Origin of the sequence: Hanstruepera flava (assembly GCF_023634025.1) — a bacterium.
Taxonomy (GTDB): domain Bacteria; phylum Bacteroidota; class Bacteroidia; order Flavobacteriales; family Flavobacteriaceae; genus Hanstruepera; species Hanstruepera flava.
Genome location: NZ_JALJCW010000003.1, coordinates 248217 through 269688 on the forward strand (window position 1 = coordinate 248217; position 21472 = coordinate 269688).

Here is a 21472-nt window from a genome sequence, read left to right on the forward strand (position 1 = left end):
AAAATGCCTTATATAGATTTTCAACCTAAAACCGTTTAAAATTAATGCGTTTACACAATCAAAAATCCGGTTTACTCATTCAAACCATTCACTTACTCATTGTTGATTTTTTAATAGGAAAGTTGTTCGTTTTTTTACAGCATACTATTCCAACCCTTATTCATTAATCTAAATTATTATTTATGAAAACTATTTTAAAAGTGCTTATTATTTGTGCATGTATGGTTGGAATACTGACTAGTAAAGCAAACCCAAACGTTAAGACTGAAAAACTTAAAAGTTTAAAGTCAATTACTAAAACTAAAAAGCAAACCATTAAAGTGGCTTTACTTTTAGACACCAGTAATAGTATGGATGGTTTGATTGATCAAGCTAAAGCACAACTCTGGGAAATTGTTAATGAGTTATCCTATGCTAAATGCGAAGAAGTTAGACCTAATTTACAAATTGCTCTATATGAATATGGCAATGACAATTTAAACAGCCTAGAAGGTTATATTAGACAAATTATTCCATTTACTTCAGATTTAGATGAGATTTCCAAAGCCTTATTTTCTCTGACTACTAATGGCGGTAATGAGTTTTGTGGTCATGTAATAGACACCTCTATAAAGCAATTAAATTGGGGAACAAACCAAAATGATTTAAAACTAATTTTTATTGCTGGAAACGAACCTTTCACGCAAGGTCCAGTAAGCTATAAAGATGCCATTACCAATGCTTTGGAAAAAGATGTTAGTGTCAACACTATTTTCTGTGGCGATTATAACCAAGGTATATCCAGTTATTGGAAAGAGGGCGCCGATTTGGCTAAAGGAAATTATATGGCCATAAATCATAATCAAGCTACTGTGCATATTGCATCACCTTATGACGATAAAATATTAAACCTCAACAAGCAATTAAACCAAACCTATATTGCTTATGGAAAATCTGGAAGACAAAAAATGGCTTTACAGGTAGAACAAGACAGCAATGCCAGAGGTTATAGCGAAGCAAATGCGGTTAGTAGAACAGTAAGTAAAAGCTCACATTTATACAATAATGCTACATGGGATTTAGTAGATGCCGAAAAAGAAGGTGTTTTTAATTATGACACATTCAAACAAACCGATTTGCCAATCGAGCTTCAAGGAAAATCAAAAAAAGAAATTAAAGCATATTTAGCTGAAAAACGCCAAGAACGTGAAACCATACAAAATGAGATTCAAGAGCTTAACCTAAAGCGTAAAATGTTTATAGCTGAACAATCTCGTGACAAAGAAAACCTATTAGAGAATGCTATGATTGAAGCTGTAAAAAAACAAGCTTCACTGAAAAATTATCAATGGGAATAATTGCTGAAAAAGAAACAAGCGCCTTAATTATAAGGCGCTTGTTTTATATGAAATATGCTCTTGATTAATTAACCGCAGGGCAGTTACAGTGGTAACGTTCCTTTCTACAGCTAAAGTTATAACCTAATGTAATTTGATGAAAACCACCATTTGTAAATGTTACAGAATTAGCTTGGTAGGCATACGTATATGCAAACATAAAATTGTTAAAGTTAACACCTACTAAAGGAGATACATATTGTAATTTTTGTGTGGTTACACTTCCTCCATCTACATATTCAGCACCATCTAAACTTCTTCGGTAAGATAATCCAGCCCAAAGTTTTCCAAAATCCATTTCTTTGTAAACTTTGGCATTAACATCAAAAAATGATTCTTGAGTCCCATCTCTATATTGAAACATGACCGATGGCTCATAACTCCATTCACTACCTTGCTTACCAAAAACAATACCTGTTAAAAATAAAAAGCGTCTTAAATTACTTGTAATTTCAATATCATTATTAATTCCATCATTCTTTAATAAATTCTTTACGGCAGCATGTGCATAGAAATTATATAAGAAATAAGAAAAGCCAAAATCCATATTAAAATTTGTAGAACTTTGCTCAATACCAGCAATAATTCTATCTGGTAATTCATTTAAAAATGCTGTTTCATCCAATTTATATTGAATGGCTCCTACACTCAATCCAAACGATAACATATTTAAATCGGTCTCACTACGTGAAAACATTAAATGATGCGCATAGGTAACGTAAGCACCGTTTTGAGAGTGATACCCATTTTTGTCGGCATAAAAAATGGCCCCAATTCCAGAATTAGATTCTCCAATTCGGCCATTGCCACTAATTGTTAATAATTTTGGGGCATCCTCATCACCAAACCATTGTTGTCTACCTGTCATTCTAATCTTAGCACAATTTGCAGCACCAGCCATTGATGGAAATAACAAGTAATAATTATCAGTCAGATAATCTGTGTAGATAGGAAGTCCTTCCTGTGAATTTGCTTGTTGAAAAAACAAGGCAACTAAAGCTATTAAAAAAAACCTTTTTATTCTCATAGTATGTATTTCAAGGTAGATAGGCACGCTAAAAATCTTATTCCTTACCCTATATAAACTCTGATTTTATAATAAAATTATAAATCTGCGACCAAATATATAAAATTTACTTTTTATCACTCAATTTATATAGTTAAAGCTTGCAAAATATCAAATTAAAAAGGATTAAAAAAATCCTTTTTAAAATAGTTTAAATAGATTGTGTAAATAGTTGAACTCTCTAGTAATCTTTTAGTATTTTTGCACAAAGTATTTAGCTATGAAAACCTATACTGTTTCTATTCAAGAAACCTCAAATAATACCATAATTAAATTTGAGCTCAATGCGTTTATTACCAACCACCAAAGCTTTGAATTTAATAATATAGACGAAGCAAAAAACTCGCCTTTAGCACAACAATTATTCTATTTACCTTTTGTAAAAAAAGTATATATCTCCAGTAATTTTGTTGCAATTGAACGCTATAACATTGTAGAATGGAAAGATGTTCAGGAAGAAGTGGCACAACAAATTGAAGACTACCTAAATAATAATGGCATTGTTATAACCGAAGCGGAATCCGTTAAAAAAGTACCTGTAACGTTATATGCCGAAAGCACTCCAAACCCATCGGTTTTAAAGTTTGTAGCTAATAAAAAACTAGTAACGGCGACATACGAATTTAATTCTATTGAAGAGGCTAAACTTTCGCCACTTGCAACAGAATTGTTTCATTTCCCGTTTGTTAAAAGTGTTTTTATTGAAGACAATTATTTATCTGTCAGCAAATATGATATTGCTGAATGGGATACCGTAACCATGGAAGTTCGCGAACATATTAGAAACTTTATTGCACAAGGAAAAGACATCGTTGACCCTCAAGCTCAACAAATCTTAAAAAAAACATCCGAAGAACTCGACAAAACTTTTGAAGCGTACGACGATATATCAAAAGAAATCATAAACATTTTAGAAGAATACGTAAAACCTGCTGTAGCAAGTGATGGTGGAAATATTATGTTTCAATCTTACGACCCCAACGACAAATCTGTAAAAGTTGTGCTTCAAGGTGCCTGTAGCGGTTGTCCTTCATCAACATTTACATTAAAGAATGGTATTGAAAACATGTTAAAGGAAATGCTAAAAGGTAAAGTTGAAACTGTTGAAGCCATAAACGGTTAACTCGCTTTTCTTTATTATTTTTCATATCTTATTGCTATTATTTAATCTTAAAAAAATTAAAACTATGGCAGTATTAAAAGTTATTGAAATTTTATCTAATTCTGATAAAAGCTGGGAGGATGCCACCAGAAAAGCAGTGAAAGAAGCATCAAAAACCATAAATAATATTAAATCGGTTTACGTAAAAGAACAAAGCGCTATTGTCAATGGTGATGATGTAACCGAATTTAGAGTTAATCTTAAAATTACATTCGAAGTCAAATAATTAATTCCAAACGCTCTTGAATGAGCGTTTTTTATTATGAAATATCTTGTAATCATACTAATAATACTAGTAGCAATTGAACATTTTTATTTTATGTATTTAGAAATGTTTTTATGGACAAAACCTAAAGGTATTAAGGCTTTTGGATTGAAATCTAAAGATTTTGCTGAAGAAACTAAAGTGCTGGCTGCCAATCAAGGATTATATAATGGCTTCTTGGCCGTTGGTTTAATATTTTCTATTCTTATTAAAAGTAAAATCGTTTGTATATTTTTTTTGAGCTGCATTGTTATTGCAGGCATCTATGGTGCTTTTTCAACACAAAAAATTAAACTTTTTTATATTCAATCTGTACCTGCAATAATTACATTACTCTCCATAATATTTTACAATTTTATTTTTTAAAATAGAAATCAATTTAGTTTCTATTCTCTTTATTACCTTTGTTAATCAATTAATTAACCAAAAATATAAATATGGAAAATCTTGATTTAGAAAAATGGACTGAAGTAGCCATGGATTTCATTACTACATACGGCTTAAAAGTTATTGGCGCAATAGTTATTTGGATTATTGGTTCTTGGCTTATAAAAAAGATCATTGGAGCTACTAGAAAAATAATGGCCAAAGCCAATTATGATGAAAGTCTTCAAAAATTCTTACTAAACTTATGCACTTGGGCCCTAAAAATTTTATTAATAATAACCCTTCTTGGAACTCTAGGTGTTCCTACTACTTCATTTGCCGCTGTAATTGCTGCAGCTGGCTTAGCTGTTGGTTTAGCTCTGCAAGGCTCTTTAGGTAATTTTGCGGGTGGTGTTTTATTAATGATTTTCAAGCCTATTAAAATTGGTGATTTAATTGAGGCTCAAGGCGAAATAGGTGTTGTAAAAGAAATTGAAATTTTTACAACTAAACTTACTGGTTTATCTAATAAAGAAATTATTATTCCAAATGGTGCTTTATCTAATGGTAACATTGTAAATTATACTACAGAAGGTACAAGACGTGTAGATTTGGTATTTGGTGTGGGTTATGATTCTGATATTAAGAAAACAAAAGAAGTACTTATGAATGTCTTAACATCACATCCTAAAGTACTAAAAGAGCCTACTCCTGCTGTAACGGTAATGGAATTAGCAGATAGCTCAATTAATTTTGCAACAAGACCTTGGTGTAAAACCGAAGACTATTGGGATGTTTACTTTGATGTTACAGAACAAACAAAAGAAGCGCTTGATGCTGCTGGTATAGAAATACCTTATCCACATCAAGTAGAAATTCACAAAGAATAATTGTTATTATCACGATTTAGGCTTTGGCTTTAAAGCCACAAAATCTTTTAAATAATACGGTTCAAAATAAGCGACATCTTCGATGTCGTTTTTTTTGTATTTATTATAAGCTATTGCACTTATTTCGTTTGCGGATGGCAGTTTCCCCTCTACAAAAAAGGCATTGTCGTGTTTGATAATCTCTTTGGCTTTTTCTACACCGTTTCCAATAAAGTACACATGAGATTCCTTTAAATAATTTAGATAAATTTCTTCAGTTAAAACTTCGGCTCTTGTATTACGAATGGTATTGTAATCTGCTTGATAAACTGCCGAATACACTTCCATGCGTCTAGCATCCAATAACGGAATAATAATGCCTTCTTTAATAACTACCTGATGAGCTAAAGATTCTAAAGTAGGAACTGCTATTAAAGGTATTCCTAAAGCAAAACACAAGCCTTTAGCCGCAGAAACTCCTATGCGCAATCCAGTGTATGAACCTGGGCCTTTACTAACAGCTATGGCTGCTAAATCAGATTTTAGAATATTATTTTCTTGAAGAATTTGTTCAATAAACACATGTAATCTTTCGGCGTGAGAGTAATTGTTATTATAATCTTCTAGTAATGCAAAAGTCTCTCCTTCTTTTGAAAGAGAGACTGAACAATTTGTTGTTGCTGTTTCTATACTTAATAGTATTGACACGTACTTATTGGGTTATAGGTTTTCCTAAATAGAAATCTAACACTTTTGTTTTAAACACAAAATCATATTTCGCATTTATTAAACGTGATTGAGCATTTATGAGCTGAATTCTAGATTGTTCTAAATTAAAAGAATTCATATCACCAAGTGAATAGCGCTCTTGAGAATTTTCAAAGGCCAATTTTTGAGCTGCCACTGATTTTTTAGCAGCTTCGTAGGCCTTTAAAGCCGCCTGTGCATCTGTAAAAGCTCTTTGTATATTACTTTCCAAATCTAGTTTAGCTTGTTCTAAATTCAACTTAGCATTATCCTCACGAATTTGCGCTTGTGCAACAGCTGTTTTGTTTTGAAATTGAGAAAAAATTGGAACCCTTAAACTCAAACCAAAGCTTTGTGATTTATTATCGTTTAACTGATCAACAAATGATGCTTCGTCATCTCTTAAGTTGGTATAAAACACATTTGTACCAAATCCATAATTAAATGACACAATAGGAAGGAAGCCGCTTTTTGAAATTTCAGTACTCAACTCTGCACTTTCAATGTCCTTTTCAGCCACCTTAATTTCATAACGATTATCAAATGCATAATCTAAAATCTGATTAATGTCATTATACATTAATGCTGCAGACGGGCTATCAATCTCAATAATTTCAACTTCAAATCCTTCATAAGGTAATTGCAATAACTGAGATAAAGATAAAATAGCCAAATTATAGTTGTTTTCAGCTACTGTTAGATTCTGCTCATCGCTACTTAAAGTAGCCTCCACGTCATAAACATTTACTCTGGGTTGTGAGCCCGCATCCACCAACTCTTTAGTTTGCTCAAGCTGTTTTTTAGTGAATTCTAATTGAGCACGCGCAACTTCTAAATTCTCTTTATTGAACAATACGTTTAGATATGAATTTACTACGTTTAAAGAAATATTATCTCTAATTCTATTTAACTCCAATTGGTTACGCTCTAGAGTTAATTGGGATTGCTTATACAAGTTTGTTAACCTAAAACCGTTAAAAATAGTTTGATTTACATTAATCCCTAGACTGGTACTATTAGCTGTTCGATCAACAAATTGTCCAGGAAATATTTCTTGGTTTCCTAATGTTAAACCTTGTCTTCCACTAAAATCTAATGAAGGTAATCTGCTTCCGTTTCTAGCAATTACATCTTGCTCATTAATTAACAAGGTATTCTCACCTTGTTGCACTGAAATGTTATTTTCTATAGCGTAATTCACACACTCTTCTAATGTCCATACTTTTTGTTCTTGGGCAAAAGAGTTTAGGCAGGATGATACTATAGTAACAAAAAATATTACAATTCTTATGTTATTCATCTTCATTATCTTTTGATGCTTTATTCCACACTTTAATTTTATCGCCTTCACTTACACCTTCTTTTATTTCAATGTTTATACCATCTGAAATTCCAGTTTCAACATATTTCTCTTCGTAAGTGCCATCTTCTTTTAATATCTCTACATAAGGTTTTTCGGTGATTCTGTTAAATTGTAACAATGACTCTTTTACAACCAAAATACTGTCTTTGCTTTCTAAATCTATTTCAGCATTTGCACTATATCCTGCTCTTATTTTAGTTGACTGTTCTACCTGAACATCAGCCTTAATGGTAAATTGCACTGCTCCATTCTCTTCAATTCCTTTTGGTGCTACAAAGGTTAATTTAGCAGGAAACTCTTGTTGGTTGATAGCGCCTAAAACCACAATAATTTCTTTCCCTTCTTCTAGCTTTCCAACTTCGGCCTCATCAACTTTTCCTTCGAAAATCATTTTACTCATATCTGCAACAGTAGCAATAGTTGTTCCTGCATTAAAGTTGTTACTTTCAATTACTTGGTCTCCTTCACGAATTGGAATTTCTAAAACTGTTCCAGGTATTTGCGCAACGATGTTTGTATTTGCTGAACTGCCACCAGATAATGATCCTTGCTTAATTATTTGAAAGTCATTTTGAGCTTGTCTCAAAGTTTCTTTGGCTTGATTAAACGACAGTTCACTATTTTCAAAATCTTGTTTTGAAATCACGCCTTTTTCAAATAATGCTTTATTTCTATCGTAAAGTATTTTGGCATTATCATAAGACAATTGTGCTGTGTTAATACGGCTACGAGCACTAACTAAAGTCTGCTCGTTTGGTACCACACGAATTTTTGCAATAAGATCTCCTTTCTTTACAATATCACCTTCTTCCACTAAAATTTTGTCGACTATTCCAGAAATTTGAGGCTTTAATTCAATTTCTTCTTCAGGATTTAATTTTCCTGTGGCTACCACTTTGGTATTAATAGATGTGTAAAAAGGTTCTTCTACTTTAAACTCTTCAATTTCTTTGGAATTTGAGTCTTTAAAATATTTTATTACCCATACAAATAGCACTAAAAGTACTATACCAATGATTATTTTTACTGTTTTGTTCATTTTAAAATTATGATTGATTATTCTATTCTTCTCTTAAGGCTTCTATTGGTTTAATACTCGTCGCTTTAAACGCAGGTATTAAACCTATTAATGTTCCTAGTATTACCAATATGACAACGGCTACAAAAACAACAGCTATTGATACGGATGCATTTACAATTGTAGCGTCGTCTCCTTGACCAAAAGCCGAATCTAAAGCAATTAAAATCCAGCCACCACTTATTATTCCAAAGAAACCAGCAATTAGTGTTAAGCTAACGGCTTCTACAACAATTTGTCTTTTAATCTCAAACGGTGTAGCACCTAGAGCCCGTCTAACACCAATTTCTTTAGTTCGCTCTTTAACGGTAATAAGAAGGATGTTTCCAATGGCAAAAACTCCTGCAATAAGTGTTGCAATACCAACAAACCAAGTTAAAAATTGCATGCCTGTTAAAAATCCTGTCATTTTAGCAAACTCATTTCCTAGGTTAAAACTGCCAAAAGCACGTTTGTCCTTTGGGTGAATCTTATTTAAGTTTTTAAGCATTAATTTGGAGTCTTCTTCAATTTGCCTAATATCATATTCAGGTTTTCCAGTAATCATCATCCATCCAATTTGGTCACCCTGATTGTAGATTTGCTGAAACGTTGTAAACGGAATATGAATCTCGGTTCGTGGTCCCATATTAATATTGGAATCTTCAAACAAACCAATAACCATGAAGTTCATGCCATTAATTTGAATTAACTCTCCTATAGCTTCTTCGTCTTTTTCAAAAACCTGTTTGTAAATACTTTCAGAAATTACGGCGACCTTTTTATTATTATCAATATCATTTTGATTGATAAATCGGCCATGCATTAAGTTTACTTTCTGTACTTTATCTAACAATGGATAATCTCCATTAATACCAAAAGTCCCTGACAATTCGCGTCGCACTACTAAAGCTTGGTTTTGATTTCTTGGGATGACAAATTCAATGCCTTCAATATTTTCCTCTATTTTTTTGGCATCAGTTAATGACAATCTAACACGCTTACCTTCTTGAAAACCTTTAAAAGGTTTACTTGTACTTTGCCCCCAAATGAAAACACTATTTGTTGCAAAACTTCCAAAAAGCCTATTAAATGAATTTTCTAAACCACGTGCAGAACCCAATAAAGCTATCAGTAACAAAATTCCCCACCAAACACCTACCATAGTTAATATGGAACGCAATTTGTTTTTGCTAAGACTATCAAATACTTCTTGCCAAGTATCTCTTTCAAATAAAAACTTAAACATACTAATCGTCTCTTAAGGCTACTATTGGTTTAATACGCGAGGCTTTTTTAGCTGGTAAATATCCTGCAATTCCTCCCGCTACAATTAAGGTTATGGTAGCACTAACAATAAGTGTAGTACTAACTCCAGGGTCTTTAATAAAATAGGTTTCCAGCATAGGTTCGGCTAATTTTAAGACACCAACTCCCATTAACAATCCTACATATCCTGCTATTGCTGTAATTAAAATTGACTCCAATAAAATAATGGATACTATGGACCGTGGTGATGCACCCAATGCCTTACGAATACCAAGCTCTTTTGTTCTGTCTTTTACAATAAATATCATGATATTGCTAATACCAACTATTCCAGCTATTAAAGTTCCAAATCCTATTACTAAAATTATAATTCCTAAAGCAAATGTCATTTGCCCGACTGCTTTAGTTCCTTCAGCCATATTTTGAATACGAATGGCTCTTTGATCATCATCAGCAACATCAAAACGATCTTTCATTTTATCGGTAATAAGTCGACCAAAGGAAATGGCCTCATCAAAGTTCATTTCAGGGTTATAAGTCAGGTTTATTTGATCAACATAATCATTGTTACCATAAATGCGTTGAGCAGTTGACACAGGCATATAGATTAAACGTTCTTCATTATCGCCTCCATCATCTGTAAAAATACCTACGACCTTAAATTGAATGCCATTCATATTAAGATACTTACCAAGAGCTGTTGTTTTTAAGAATAAATCTTCTTCTACTAAACGACCGATTACTACAACTTTGGTTTCATTATCAATATCCAATTGATTGATATAGCGACCTTCCTTCATTAAGGTTTTCTCAAGGTACTGATGGTCGGGATGCACTGCTCGCACCGAATAATTGTCCTTTTCGTTTCTGAAAGAAGCTGTTACATTTCGGTAAATTCGCGAGGTAATATACTGTACATCGTCTCCAAAATCTTCCTTTAAATAGTCGTAATCTTCATTCTTAAATTGAATACGCCTACCAGCCTGAAGCCCTTTATGTGCTTTTGTAGTCCGCCCGGAATAAATAAAAATAGAATTGTTTGCATCGTCAACAAATGCATCGGCAAACGTATTTTCTAAACCTTTAGCCAAGCCAAACAATATGGCAAACAATAATATGGCAAATGCAACAGTAAAACCAGACAGTAAACTTCTAGTTCTGTTTTTATTAATACTTTGAAATATTTCCCGCCAAAGGTCTCTATCAAACATACTGCTCTGCTCTAACTTGATCTACTTTAACATCTTCCATTATCACACCATCTTTTAGGCGCACAATACGTTTGCACATATTAGCGATATCTTCTTCGTGGGTTACAATTAAAAGTGTCTTCCCTTCATCATTTAACTGTTGTAGGAAAGCCATAATATCGTAGGAGGTTTTGGTATCTAATGCTCCTGTAGGCTCATCGGCCAAAAGTAATTTAGGATTTGCAGCCAGAGCACGGGCTATAGCCACACGCTGCTTTTGCCCACCAGACAATTCACTGGGATGATGGTCTGCCCAATCGCGCAGTCCAACTTTTTCTAAATGAAAAAGAGATTTTTCTTGTCGCTCTTTACGTTTTAACCCTTGATAATATAGTGGCAAGGACACATTTTCTTGAGCCGTTTTATAATTGATAAGGTTAAACGATTGAAAAATAAATCCTAAAAATTTATTTCTGTAAATAGCTGCTTTCTTTTCAGTTAGGTTCTTAATGGTAACACCATCTAAAATATATTCACCTTCATCGGCCTCATCAAGCATTCCAATAATATTCAGTAAGGTTGATTTACCAGATCCTGATGATCCCATAATGGCAACCATTTCGCCTTCTTCTACTGAAAGATCTATTCCTTTTAAAACATGTAAACTTCTATCGCCAATTGGATAAGACTTGTGCAGTTTTTTTATGGTTAGCATAATTTACTTTTGGTTTATTTCCCTTTTTGTTATTAGTTAGACTACTTAAAGGAAAAAATGTTACAACAAAAGTAAATATTAATTAAGGTCTGCCTTTTTTAGCCTTGTTAAACTTTTTATAAATTAAGAAGCCCAAACCGCCTATAAGTATGTAAGGCACAGCCATTAAGTAAATAATTCCATCGTTTATTCCTTTAGCTACACCTTGACCTTCTTCGCTTTCTAAAACGGCTCGACACATAGCGCATTGTGCTTCAGCAGGTGTGCTGAAAAGAAATACGATAAATACTATAAAGAGAAGTTTTTTCAATACTTTAATAATAAGGTGAAATCATGATATAGACTACAACACCAGAAATAGCTACAAATAACCATAACGGAAATGTGTATCGTGCTATTTTTTTATGTCTTTCTATATCGTTTGTAATGGCTCTAACATAGGTTATTAAAACAAACGGTATAATTATAATGGACATTAAAATATGAGAAATTAATACCGAAAAATATATATAACGCATAATACCATCGCCTCCATATTGTGTTGAATCGCTAGTCATGTGATAGGCCACATACATTACCAAAAACAAAACTGACAAAATAATGGCAAACTTCATTAACTTTTCATGTAACTTACGCTTCCCGTTGATAATAGAAATAAATCCGAGCACCAAAACCAAAGCGGTAATGGCATTAATTGTGGCATAAATTGGCGGTAAAAATACAGGTAATTCCATATCTAATCTTACACCAAATAAAGCGGCCACTACCAGTGGGATTACAATAGATAACACTACAATCCACTTATTATACTTTTTACTTTCTGCACTTACTTTATTCATTACTATTACTCTTTTAATAGTTTGGCAATGTCTTCTTTTAACATACTTATTTCTTCTTTCATGCCATCATCATCAACTTGCTCTGCTTCACTTATTATACCAGCATAAAAAATCTTTGGATTCCCAAACTCATCCTTTCTTGATCGAATGAACCCATTTTTATCTATCAGGGCAAAATTTCCAGAATGTTCAAAACCTACTTCTACACTTTCATCTCTCCCAACATAAATATTAAAACCTACATTGGCTAACTCATATATTTTTTCTTCCTCTCCTGTCATTAAATGCCAATTTGAATTCGTTATGCCGTATTTTTCAGCATAGGCTTTCAATACTTCTGGTGTATCAATTTCTGGAGTTATGGTAAATGATGCTACTCCAAAATCTTCGAAATCTTTAAACTCATCTTGAATTTCTACCAAATTTTTATTCATTCTAGGGCAAATAGTAGGACAGGTTGTAAAAAAGAATTCAACAACATACACTTTACCTAAATAGTCTTTATCTGTAATAATTTTACCATCCTGGTTTGTAAAACTAAATTCTGGCACTTTTTTTGGCGCACCATTTATATTTAAAAAAACTAAATCTGATGCTGTATTACTTTCTTCAACTGTACTTACATTTTGACTTCTACTATCATTACGAACGGTGTCCCTATTTGATATACGATCAACAATTCTAGGAATAAAAATTATTCCGAATACCAATACTATAAAGGCAATACCTACAAATGAATAGTTTTGTTTTTTACTCATTACTTTCGTTTAAATCGTTAGCTCTTCTAGATGTTGAATCAAAATTTCCTTTTCGCTTTTGTCTGTACTCTGTAAACAAAACACGTAAATCTTCTGAACCCATTTTATTCTTAATTACTGCAACTTCTATACAATTATAGGAATTTAAGCCATAAATGGGTTTGCCTTTTGCTTTTTCATTATCTGTTCTATCATCTATTCTTCCGCGTTGGTTTAAATCTGTGTCAATAATAAACACATTATCTGTGGATAAATTGGAATCTAATTCGAAATCTGTTTTTAACCCCTTATAGGTTTTAATAATCTCATTTTCATTTGCATAAACAAAATGCCAAAACCTTAAATCTTCATAAGTTGCAATTTCCCTATAAAGCTCTTCTGCATCTTTGTGGGCTTCTGAAGTTACAACAGCTACTATTTGAAATTTTTTAAAACCTTTAAATTTATCGTAAACAAGCTCCTTCAGATTGGATGCTGCTATAACTTTATCTAAAGGTTTTTTTCCCAAAAAAGCTAAAACGGTAATATGCCCTTCAAGTTGAATATTAGAGTCGTTTTCAGGCAACTCAACAACTTTTTCCTTAACAACATCTAATGTGTTATAATTGTCCTTTGATAGAGATAAAATTAAAACAAACATAACTGGAAGTAAGAACAATACACCAAGTATGACGTTTCTTTTTATGAGCTTTTTATTCATACTGCAAAAATAAAAAAAGGCGGTTTAAAAACCGCCTTAATCTCTTTATAATATTGTGTTAATTAAAAGTCTCTCTTAACAAATCCTGAAGAGTAAACACCTTCAATATACCCTCCTTCTTGTAGTAGTATAAATACTAAATAGCAGATTAAGAATACAGCAGTCCAAACTACCATACGTCTTAAAGCTTTGGTTTCATCACGCATATGCATAAAATCCCATGTAATGTAATAAGCCTTTACAATTGTAAGTATAATGAATATCCAGTTTAGCAACTTCATACTAAGAACTTGCGTCATTAAAGCTTCAGGTTTGTAAATACCCAACACAACCTCTACAGCCGTTACTATTGACAATAATATTAGTACGCCCCAAATTTTTTGAGTGTTTGATTTAAACTTAATTAAACCTCTTAATATTTCTAATTTATGTTCGTGTCCCATTTTTAAAAGTATTATCTCAAATTAAACTAGGTAGAAGAATGTAAATACAAATACCCAAACTAAATCTACAAAGTGCCAATAAAGACCGACCTTTTCAACCATTTCATAACTTTTACGTTTTTCGTAAGTTCCTAATATGACATTAAAGAAAATAATAATATTAATGACAACTCCAGAAAATACATGGAAACCGTGAAAACCAGTTATAAAGAAAAAGAAATCGGCAAATAATGGTGAACCATACTCATTCACATAAAGATTAGCACCTTCTACAACAGCTTTACCATTTTCTTTAATTTGTTTTAAAGATTCTGCTCGAGAAAGTACTGTTTTTTCGCCTTCTTCATTAATTATTTGAGTTCTAACCAACACATTTTCATGAGACTCTAAACCTTTTATAACTTCATCTACTGTATAAGTTGGCAAAGTTCCTTCATCTACAAACCATAATCCATTTTTGCGCTCATGGGCAGTTCTATCTTTGTGCTCAGCAACCACAAAATCACCAAGAGCAACACGATGACCATCGGTATCAACAAACTGTAAGATGTTTCCGCCTTTTGTCTGGACAGCACCATAATCGCCTTTTATAAACGTAGCCCACTCCCAAGCTTGAGAGCCAACGAAAATTAAACCGCCAATAATAGTTAAGAACATATACCAAGTTACTTTAGTCTTGTTCATTTTATGACCAGCATCAACAGCCAATACCATTGTTACCGACGACATAATAAGAATAAAGGTCATAAACGCCACATAAATCATTGGCAATTCTTGACCATGTAAAAAAGGTACGTGGGTAAAAACTTCATCTGCTATTGGCCAGGATTCAATAAATTTAAATCTTGAAAATCCGTAGGCTGCTAAAAACCCTGAAAACGTTAAGGCATCTGATACGATAAAAAACCACATCATCATTTTACCGTAACTTGCTTTTAGCGGTTCGTTTCCGCCTCCCCAAGTTTTACCTTCTGTTCCAGTATTTACAACTGTAGTACTCATATTTAAGGTTTAGTTTATAAAAGTTGCACAAAAATAATCAATTTATTTATCTAAAGAAATATAAAAACAAAAAGAGATACACCCAAAGTAAATCTACAAAGTGCCAAAAGGTTGCTGCCAGTTCAAAACCAAGCATTTTCGAAGTATTATACTTTTGTTTAAAATGATTATAAATTACCACTAACAAGCAGATTAGCCCAACAACCACGTGCAAAATATGCATTATCGCTATTAAATATATATAGGACATGGTTACATTACTTGTAGGTCCTGTAAAATTGTAACCTAAATCAATAATTTCCTGAAAACCTTTAAATTGATTGTAAATAAAAATTAACCCTAAAACAAAGGTTATAATTAACCACAATGAAGTTGTTTTGGCATCACCATTTTTTAAGCTTCTCTTTGCCAGTAAAAATGTTAAACTACTTATTATAATAACTACTGTACTTATAATAAAGGCCTGTGGCAATTCAAAATCTGAAAGCCAATCTGGCCTGCTACTACTAACAACAAAGGCACTGGTCCATCCAGCAAATGACATGATGAGTGAAATAATACCAAACCAAAGCATCATTTTTTTTGCTCTGTTATTTTTCTCTTCTTGGGTTCCTTGGGTTAAATCCATGGTTATCTAATAAATTTATCTAAAACGTAAACTATTTGAAGTAGCGTGATATATGAAACACTAGCCAACATTAATTGCTTGGCCGCTTGAACGGTCATTTTCTTGTAAAGCTGAATGGCATAATACAACATTCCTATGCCCAATAAACCAACGACAATAGCCGAAATAGGCGTTAAATATAAACGGCCTGTAATACCAAAAGCCGGAATTAACGATACTAACAAAGTCCAAACGGTATACATTATAGTTTGAACAGCTGTTGCTTTATCTTGTTTTCCTGTTGGCAACATAAAGAAGCCACCTTTTTTATAATCTTCAAATAAAAACCAACCTATTGCCCAAAAATGTGGGAATTGCCAAAAGAATTGAATAGCAAACAAGGTTCCTGGTTCGATACCAAAATCATCGGTTGCTGCAACCCAACCTAACATAAATGGAATGGCTCCTGGAATGGCACCCACAAAAACCGACAAAGGCGTTTTGGTTTTTAATGGTGTATACACACAGGTGTATAGAAAAATTGAAATAGCCCCAAACATAGCTGTTTGCGGATTAATTATATATAGAATGATTATTCCTAGAAGCGTAAAAACTGATGCAATAATAAAAGCCGTGGTTACAGACATACGACCTGCAGGGACTGGCCTATTTTTGGTTCTGTCCATTAAGGCATCTAAATCTTTTTCAATTATTTGGTTGAACGCGTTTGACGCTCCTACCATGAAATAACCACCAAAAGTCAAAAGCACCAACGTTTTAACTTCAATAGTTTCGGCTCCTAAAAGATAACCAGCTAAAGAAGAAAACACCACGCTTAATGCCAAACGCATCTTCGTGATTTCTTTAAAATCTGTTATCCATGAAACAGAAGTTACTGTCTGGTTTTTAGTAGTCAATTGCTCTTTTATTTATCGCAGTTTATTGCGACCGCAAAGATACCTTGAAAAGTGTAATACTACAAATCAAAATACCAATTAAATAAGTCCGTTCGAATACCAATGTTAAACCAAATTGTGTTACTACTTCTAGTAGCTGTGTTTTCAACTTCTGGGTTAAAATCCCTAAAGGTTACATCAGCAAAAAGTTTCAGATTAGTTGCTGGATTTATAAGATATCCTGCTTGTATGTTGGCAAACAAACTGGTTGTGTTGTTTCCTTGACCTACTGTTACGCCTGTATCAAAAGGTCTGTCGTTGTAATTTCTGTAAATATCACCTCCATAACTGAAATTATCAGTACCATCATTAAAATCTAAACCGCGTTCACCAACAATTAACTTGGCATTTCCAAACCAACGCTTATAATGATAGCGACCAATAACAACAAGTTCGCTAAAATTTGATCCCCAAAGATGCGCCATAGATTGGTTACTATGCCCATAATTCAATACAATGGTGTTGTGCGAGTATGTATACGGACGAACACGATTATACTCCAATTGCAACATTAGGTTCTTAACCTTGAAGGCATTGTAATATTTATACCCTAATTGGTAGCCAAATTTGTTTTTCCAGCTTTTTTCTCCACCAGAAACATCGCTAGTTGAAAATTCATCAACAATTAACTGCCCATAAATATTCATGTTATCGTTTAACTTAAATTTAGACGACAACCCTAGCAAGGCGTTACCAGCTCCTTGACCAGTTTCAAACTCAATAGCCCTAAAGAAAATTATTGGGTTTAAGTAGTTAACGTCAAAGCCACGATTATTGGCATTGTTCCAAATAACTGATTCAAACAATCCTACATTTAATCGTTTAGATACATTCCAACTCAAATAATGTGTAGCCATATATTTTGGTAAATACGCACCATCTTCTTCAACCTCTGGCCTAACATCACGAAGCCATGTCCAAGTGCTAGTGTATTTTATTTTCCAAAAATTGACGTTTAGTTTTAAAAATGGATAAGGCGTAGCCGCATCACTTATAAACAAAGACCTATAACCATCTCCAATAAAATTCTTGCCATGACCAAATTGTATATTCAAAAAATCGGCTGGTGTGTAAGACAAATATGCTTCAGCAACCGGATAATCGTAACCATTATCTTTAAAGGCTTTTGCAATTCCACGTCCTGGAATTATAGCAGCCTCATCAGCAGCTTTTATAGATTCGGCATACTGATTGTAATATTGCGCAAAACGTCCTTGGCTTTCAAAAAATGAAGTATAAAAACTAAATCGCTTGCCTAATCCGCCTTGAATATTAATCCCTCTAGTGTTATTATAGGTATTATTAAAATCGGCTTCGGTGTCTTTTCCCAATTCAAAATCAAAAATAGGGTCAATGGTAAACCAATACCCCTTACCTTCTACCCTAACCAAACGCTCGTTCCATAGTTTTCTTCCCGCAAACGAAGATTTGTCTTTCATTAAAGCCTGCTTTTGTGCTTCAAAATCATAATATTTAGCAATATCCTCATAAATAAACGGTTTAGAACCTGTATGGCTATTTGTGCCCACTAAATTTACACTACGTTCAAATTGTGCATAATAGCTATGTGTAAACGGAATATTTAATTGACTGGTATACTCGCGATTAGAAAAAGGCTTGAGGCTTTGGTTGACTTGGTCGTACTCTGTTTTTGCCCCTTGTTCCAATTCGGTCAGCTCATCATCTTCTGACAGATCTTTGGTTTTTACCGATTGGTCTATTAACGGAATTGGAATAGGCATAGAGTATTGCTTAAAAGTTGCATTACCATTATACGTAGCTGGCTCTATTTTAGGAAACTCATTAAAAACACGTCTAGTTTCATCTTTAAGCTCATTGTACATGGCGTCCACATAAATTACTCGAAACTCACCCTCTTTATCCACTTCAAACAATACAACCACCTCTCCTTTATAGTTGTTTTCTGAAACCACATCTGGAACCTTGAAATTATTAAAGATGTGTTTAAAAACTTGTGAATCGAAACATTGCTGTAAAGAATCTGTAGAAACTGTCAAGCAATCAGGAAAAACTGGTGGTTTCTCGTTAAATAAATTATTTTGTGCAACACTGGTGAAACCTATTAAAAAAAGTAATACGCAAAATGTTTTTTTAATCATGTAAAACGCGTTTATTCGTGCTGAAAGATACTATTTTTTTGATTAGCTACATAGCAAAAAGCCGTTATCATGATACTACAATAACGGCTTTAAAATATTGAAATTGTTTTATTTAATTCTTAATCTGAAAAATAATTGGAATGGTGTATAGTACATCAACTTTTTTATTTCCATGCTGACCAGGAATCATACTTGGTAATTTGTTAATTACCCTGTTGGCTTCTTTAGCCAAATTATCATGTGGAGCACTGGTTTCCAAAATTTCAATATCACCAAACTTGTTGATTTTGAAGTTTACATAAATTTTTTGAACGCCGGACAAACCTAGATTGGTTCCTTTTCGGGTATCAAATTTCTTCTGAATAAACTTACCCATTTTATCAGACATGCATTGCCTACGAGCATAATTTGAAACTGCTTCTTCACATCCAGGGAAAATAGGGACTTGTTCTACCAACATAATATTCAATGGATCCTCTGGCTTATCAACAGGGTTTATGTCATCTGGATTAAGAACCTTATCTGTTTTTGGAGTGTCTTCAGTGAATACTTGATCAGCAGTTTCTTGCGCTTCTGAATCATTATTTCTCACATCAAACTCTTCTGGATTTTTAGGTTCTTTTTTTGGAGTTTCAACAACCTTTTCAACAGGTTCCTTATAAATTTCATACTTATCCATTATGAATTCGGTTTGTGGTTCTTCAACCATTGTGAATTCTGGAATTACAATTTCGGATTTATAAAACTTCATTTCTAATAATCCGTAGGCACATAATAGACACAGAATTAATCCTACCTGAAAATAAAGGGCAGAGTTTTTTTGTAAATTTGCATCATGCTTGTGAGGTTTTTTCACGACTTTATCATTTTGCCGAATGATGTCGTGATTTTTCTTTGAAAAAATCATAATACTATAGTTTAAATTGTTAATATTATGATAAAAACACAATAAGCATACCAAAAAAGAAATCCCGTTACAGAAATTGTAACGGGATTTTATATGTAACCTTTTTAAGGTATTTTTAATCTTGTACCTGGAACTTAATTGGTAAGAAATATGGAACTCTTACAGCTTTACCTCTTTGCATTCCTGGTTTCATTTTTGGCAATAAGCCTACAACACGTTTAGCTTCTTTTTCTAAACTTGGGTGTGGCGCTCTAGATTGAATATCTACTATATTTCCATTTTTGTCAATCTTAAAGAACACATTAATTTTTTGAATACCAGATAATCCTAATTCTTGTGCTAGTTCTGTATTAAACTTTTTTGCAATAAACTTATTTATCTTTTCGTTCATACAAGCTTTTTTTGCATTGTTATCACCTTTTTCACATCCTGGAAAAACCGGAACGTTCTCGATAACTGCAAAAGGAACTTCTATGTCTTCTTCTACTTCTTCTACTTCTACTTCTTCTACTTCAACAATTTCTTCTTCCTGACTTGTCTCGGTAGATTCAATTACAGTTTCCTCAACTTCTTCTTCATCTTCCACAACTTCAATGACTTCTGGAGCTGCAGGAGGTGGTGGTGGTGGTGGAGGTGTAGCAATTTGTTCTGTAATTGGAACTTCTTCCTCTAGCTCTTCATCTAAATTTAACTTACCAATGTCGATTGCAGTTTTGTCGTAAGTTTTGAAGTTAATGGCATAATTTGTTAAAAAAAGCATTAACACTAATCCAATAGCAAAATACAGCGAACTGTTTCTTCCAACATTAGCTTTAGGGTTTTTTTTCGGTTCCATGAGTATAAATTTATTACTGTTCGCTAAAATAACCAATTAAATGGAAATTAAACAAATGATTAATATTTTTTAACGTCTCTTTTTATGTTAAATAATAAAACTAATACAGTTAGTAATACACCTAGTACATTTGCGGCTATATCTTCAACATCAAAATAACGTGTATTGGTAAATACTTTTTGAAATACTTCAATAATTATACCAAAAAGTATGGCGCTTACAGAAATATAAGCAATGGCTTTACTTTTTTGTACATTAAATTGTGTACTTAAAGTATAAAACCAAGTAAAGGTTAATAGCGCATAAGCACAAAAGTGAAATATTTTATCTCCAAAAGAAGGCGCAAACGACTCTATTCCGCCTAAATCAATAGTAATTAAGCTGAATATTAATAGTGCAATTGTATAAAGGGTTGAAAATAGTAATGCTTGTTTTTTAAGCACCAATAAGTTCTTTATATTCATCGGCAGACATTAAGCCATCTACATCAGAGGTGTCAGCGCATTTTACTTTTACCATCCAACCTTCACCATAAGGATCACTGTTTACTTTTTCTGGTTCATCCTCTAAAGCTTCATTAAATTCTATGATTTCTCCAGAAACTGGTAAAAACAAATCTGAAACTGTTTTAACAGCCTCTACAGTTCCAAAAACCTCATCAGCTTCTAATGTTTCATCAACTGTTTCAACTTCTACATAAACAATATCACCCAATTCACTTTGAGCAAAATCGGTAATACCAACTACGGCAACATCGCCTTCTAATCTCACCCATTCGTGATCTTTGGTGTATTTTAAATCTGATGGAATATTCATAATGTTTTTATTAAAAGAGTTTCGCAAATGTATTTAATAGGTTT

25 protein-coding genes are annotated in these 21472 nt (G+C 33.0%); 5 read left to right on the forward strand and 20 right to left on the reverse strand.

What is annotated here, in order from left to right:
• Positions 1-182: 182 nt before the first annotated feature.
• Positions 183-1337, forward strand: a complete 1155-nt coding sequence (locus MTX13_RS11235) for a vWA domain-containing protein (RefSeq protein WP_250435143.1) — start codon at positions 183-185, stop codon at positions 1335-1337.
• Between the two features lie 64 nt (positions 1338-1401).
• Here the strand turns inward: MTX13_RS11235 and MTX13_RS11240 are convergent, their stop codons facing one another.
• Positions 1402-2403: a PorP/SprF family type IX secretion system membrane protein gene (locus MTX13_RS11240; RefSeq protein WP_250435145.1), complete on the reverse strand. Its 1002-nt coding sequence runs from the start codon at positions 2401-2403 to the stop codon at positions 1402-1404.
• A 259-nt stretch (positions 2404-2662) separates the two neighbouring features.
• Between MTX13_RS11240 and MTX13_RS11245 the strand changes: the two genes are divergently transcribed.
• The 4 genes from MTX13_RS11245 to MTX13_RS11260 all read left to right on the forward strand — a co-directional run bounded on the left by MTX13_RS11245 (position 2663) and on the right by MTX13_RS11260 (position 5125).
• Positions 2663-3565 carry a NifU family protein gene (locus tag MTX13_RS11245; RefSeq protein WP_250435147.1) on the forward strand — a complete coding sequence of 301 codons (903 nt, stop codon included), beginning with the start codon at positions 2663-2665 and terminating at the stop codon, positions 3563-3565.
• Positions 3566-3629: 64 nt separating this feature from the next.
• Complete coding sequence (locus tag MTX13_RS11250; protein WP_223034735.1) at positions 3630-3830, forward strand: dodecin family protein; 201 nt, start codon at positions 3630-3632, stop codon at positions 3828-3830.
• Between the two features lie 36 nt (positions 3831-3866).
• Positions 3867-4235 (forward strand): DUF1304 domain-containing protein, encoded by a 369-nt coding sequence (locus MTX13_RS11255; protein ID WP_250435157.1) that lies wholly within the window; start codon positions 3867-3869, stop codon positions 4233-4235.
• 71 nt (positions 4236-4306) lie between these two features.
• On the forward strand, positions 4307-5125 hold the full coding sequence (locus tag MTX13_RS11260; RefSeq protein WP_250435159.1) for a mechanosensitive ion channel family protein: 819 nt from the start codon (positions 4307-4309) through the stop codon (positions 5123-5125).
• 9 nt (positions 5126-5134) lie between these two features.
• Here MTX13_RS11260 and tsaB read toward each other — a convergent pair whose 3' ends face one another.
• The 19 genes from tsaB to gcvH form a co-directional block, all read right to left on the reverse strand.
• On the reverse strand, positions 5135-5812 hold the full coding sequence (gene tsaB, locus MTX13_RS11265) for a tRNA (adenosine(37)-N6)-threonylcarbamoyltransferase complex dimerization subunit type 1 TsaB (protein ID WP_250435161.1): 678 nt from the start codon (positions 5810-5812) through the stop codon (positions 5135-5137).
• Between the two features lie 4 nt (positions 5813-5816).
• The gene (locus MTX13_RS11270; protein WP_250435163.1) at positions 5817-7151 is read right to left on the reverse strand and encodes a TolC family protein; all 1335 of its coding nucleotides are present in this window, start codon (positions 7149-7151) and stop codon (positions 5817-5819) included.
• Entirely contained in the window at positions 7144-8253 is a 1110-nt protein-coding gene (locus tag MTX13_RS11275) for an efflux RND transporter periplasmic adaptor subunit (RefSeq protein ID WP_250435165.1), read from the reverse strand. Before MTX13_RS11275 ends, MTX13_RS11270 begins: the two co-directional genes overlap by 8 nt.
• Before the next feature lie 22 nt (positions 8254-8275).
• Positions 8276-9520, reverse strand: coding sequence for an ABC transporter permease (locus MTX13_RS11280; protein ID WP_250435166.1), 1245 nt, complete (start codon positions 9518-9520; stop codon positions 8276-8278).
• A gap of 1 nt (position 9521) precedes the next feature.
• Positions 9522-10751 carry an ABC transporter permease gene (locus MTX13_RS11285; protein WP_250435168.1) on the reverse strand — a complete coding sequence of 410 codons (1230 nt, stop codon included), beginning with the start codon at positions 10749-10751 and terminating at the stop codon, positions 9522-9524.
• Positions 10744-11445: an ABC transporter ATP-binding protein gene (locus tag MTX13_RS11290; protein ID WP_250435170.1), complete on the reverse strand. Its 702-nt coding sequence runs from the start codon at positions 11443-11445 to the stop codon at positions 10744-10746. The genes MTX13_RS11285 and MTX13_RS11290 overlap by 8 nt, the downstream gene beginning before the upstream one ends.
• A gap of 82 nt (positions 11446-11527) precedes the next feature.
• Positions 11528-11755, reverse strand: a complete 228-nt coding sequence (locus MTX13_RS11295; protein ID WP_250435172.1) for a hypothetical protein — start codon at positions 11753-11755, stop codon at positions 11528-11530.
• Between the two features lie 4 nt (positions 11756-11759).
• The gene (locus MTX13_RS11300) at positions 11760-12284 is read right to left on the reverse strand and encodes a DUF420 domain-containing protein (RefSeq protein ID WP_250435174.1); all 525 of its coding nucleotides are present in this window, start codon (positions 12282-12284) and stop codon (positions 11760-11762) included.
• A 5-nt stretch (positions 12285-12289) separates the two neighbouring features.
• On the reverse strand, positions 12290-13042 hold the full coding sequence (locus MTX13_RS11305; protein ID WP_250435176.1) for an SCO family protein: 753 nt from the start codon (positions 13040-13042) through the stop codon (positions 12290-12292).
• Entirely contained in the window at positions 13035-13742 is a 708-nt protein-coding gene (locus MTX13_RS11310; protein ID WP_250435178.1) for a hypothetical protein, read from the reverse strand. The genes MTX13_RS11305 and MTX13_RS11310 overlap by 8 nt, the downstream gene beginning before the upstream one ends.
• A 62-nt stretch (positions 13743-13804) precedes the next feature.
• Complete coding sequence (locus MTX13_RS11315) at positions 13805-14185, reverse strand: cytochrome C oxidase subunit IV family protein (RefSeq protein WP_250435179.1); 381 nt, start codon at positions 14183-14185, stop codon at positions 13805-13807.
• A gap of 21 nt (positions 14186-14206) precedes the next feature.
• On the reverse strand, positions 14207-15187 hold the full coding sequence (locus MTX13_RS11320; protein ID WP_250435181.1) for a cytochrome c oxidase subunit 3: 981 nt from the start codon (positions 15185-15187) through the stop codon (positions 14207-14209).
• 46 nt (positions 15188-15233) lie between these two features.
• Positions 15234-15815 (reverse strand): cytochrome c oxidase subunit 3, encoded by a 582-nt coding sequence (locus MTX13_RS11325; protein WP_250435183.1) that lies wholly within the window; start codon positions 15813-15815, stop codon positions 15234-15236.
• A gap of 2 nt (positions 15816-15817) precedes the next feature.
• Positions 15818-16711, reverse strand: coding sequence for a heme o synthase (cyoE, locus tag MTX13_RS11330; protein WP_262920479.1), 894 nt, complete (start codon positions 16709-16711; stop codon positions 15818-15820).
• Positions 16712-16770: 59 nt separating this feature from the next.
• Positions 16771-18870 carry a gliding motility protein RemB gene (locus MTX13_RS11335; RefSeq protein ID WP_250435185.1) on the reverse strand — a complete coding sequence of 700 codons (2100 nt, stop codon included), beginning with the start codon at positions 18868-18870 and terminating at the stop codon, positions 16771-16773.
• Between the two features lie 112 nt (positions 18871-18982).
• A complete protein-coding gene (locus tag MTX13_RS11340; RefSeq protein ID WP_250435186.1) occupies positions 18983-19777 on the reverse strand; it encodes an energy transducer TonB in 795 nt (264 codons plus the stop codon).
• A gap of 115 nt (positions 19778-19892) precedes the next feature.
• Positions 19893-20612, reverse strand: a complete 720-nt coding sequence (locus MTX13_RS11345; protein ID WP_250435188.1) for an energy transducer TonB — start codon at positions 20610-20612, stop codon at positions 19893-19895.
• Positions 20613-20671: 59 nt separating this feature from the next.
• A complete protein-coding gene (locus MTX13_RS11350; RefSeq protein ID WP_250435190.1) occupies positions 20672-21076 on the reverse strand; it encodes a VanZ family protein in 405 nt (134 codons plus the stop codon).
• Positions 21048-21428, reverse strand: a complete 381-nt coding sequence (gene gcvH / locus MTX13_RS11355; RefSeq protein ID WP_250435192.1) for a glycine cleavage system protein GcvH — start codon at positions 21426-21428, stop codon at positions 21048-21050. The genes MTX13_RS11350 and gcvH overlap by 29 nt, the downstream gene beginning before the upstream one ends.
• Between the last annotated feature and the right edge of the window lie 44 nt (positions 21429-21472).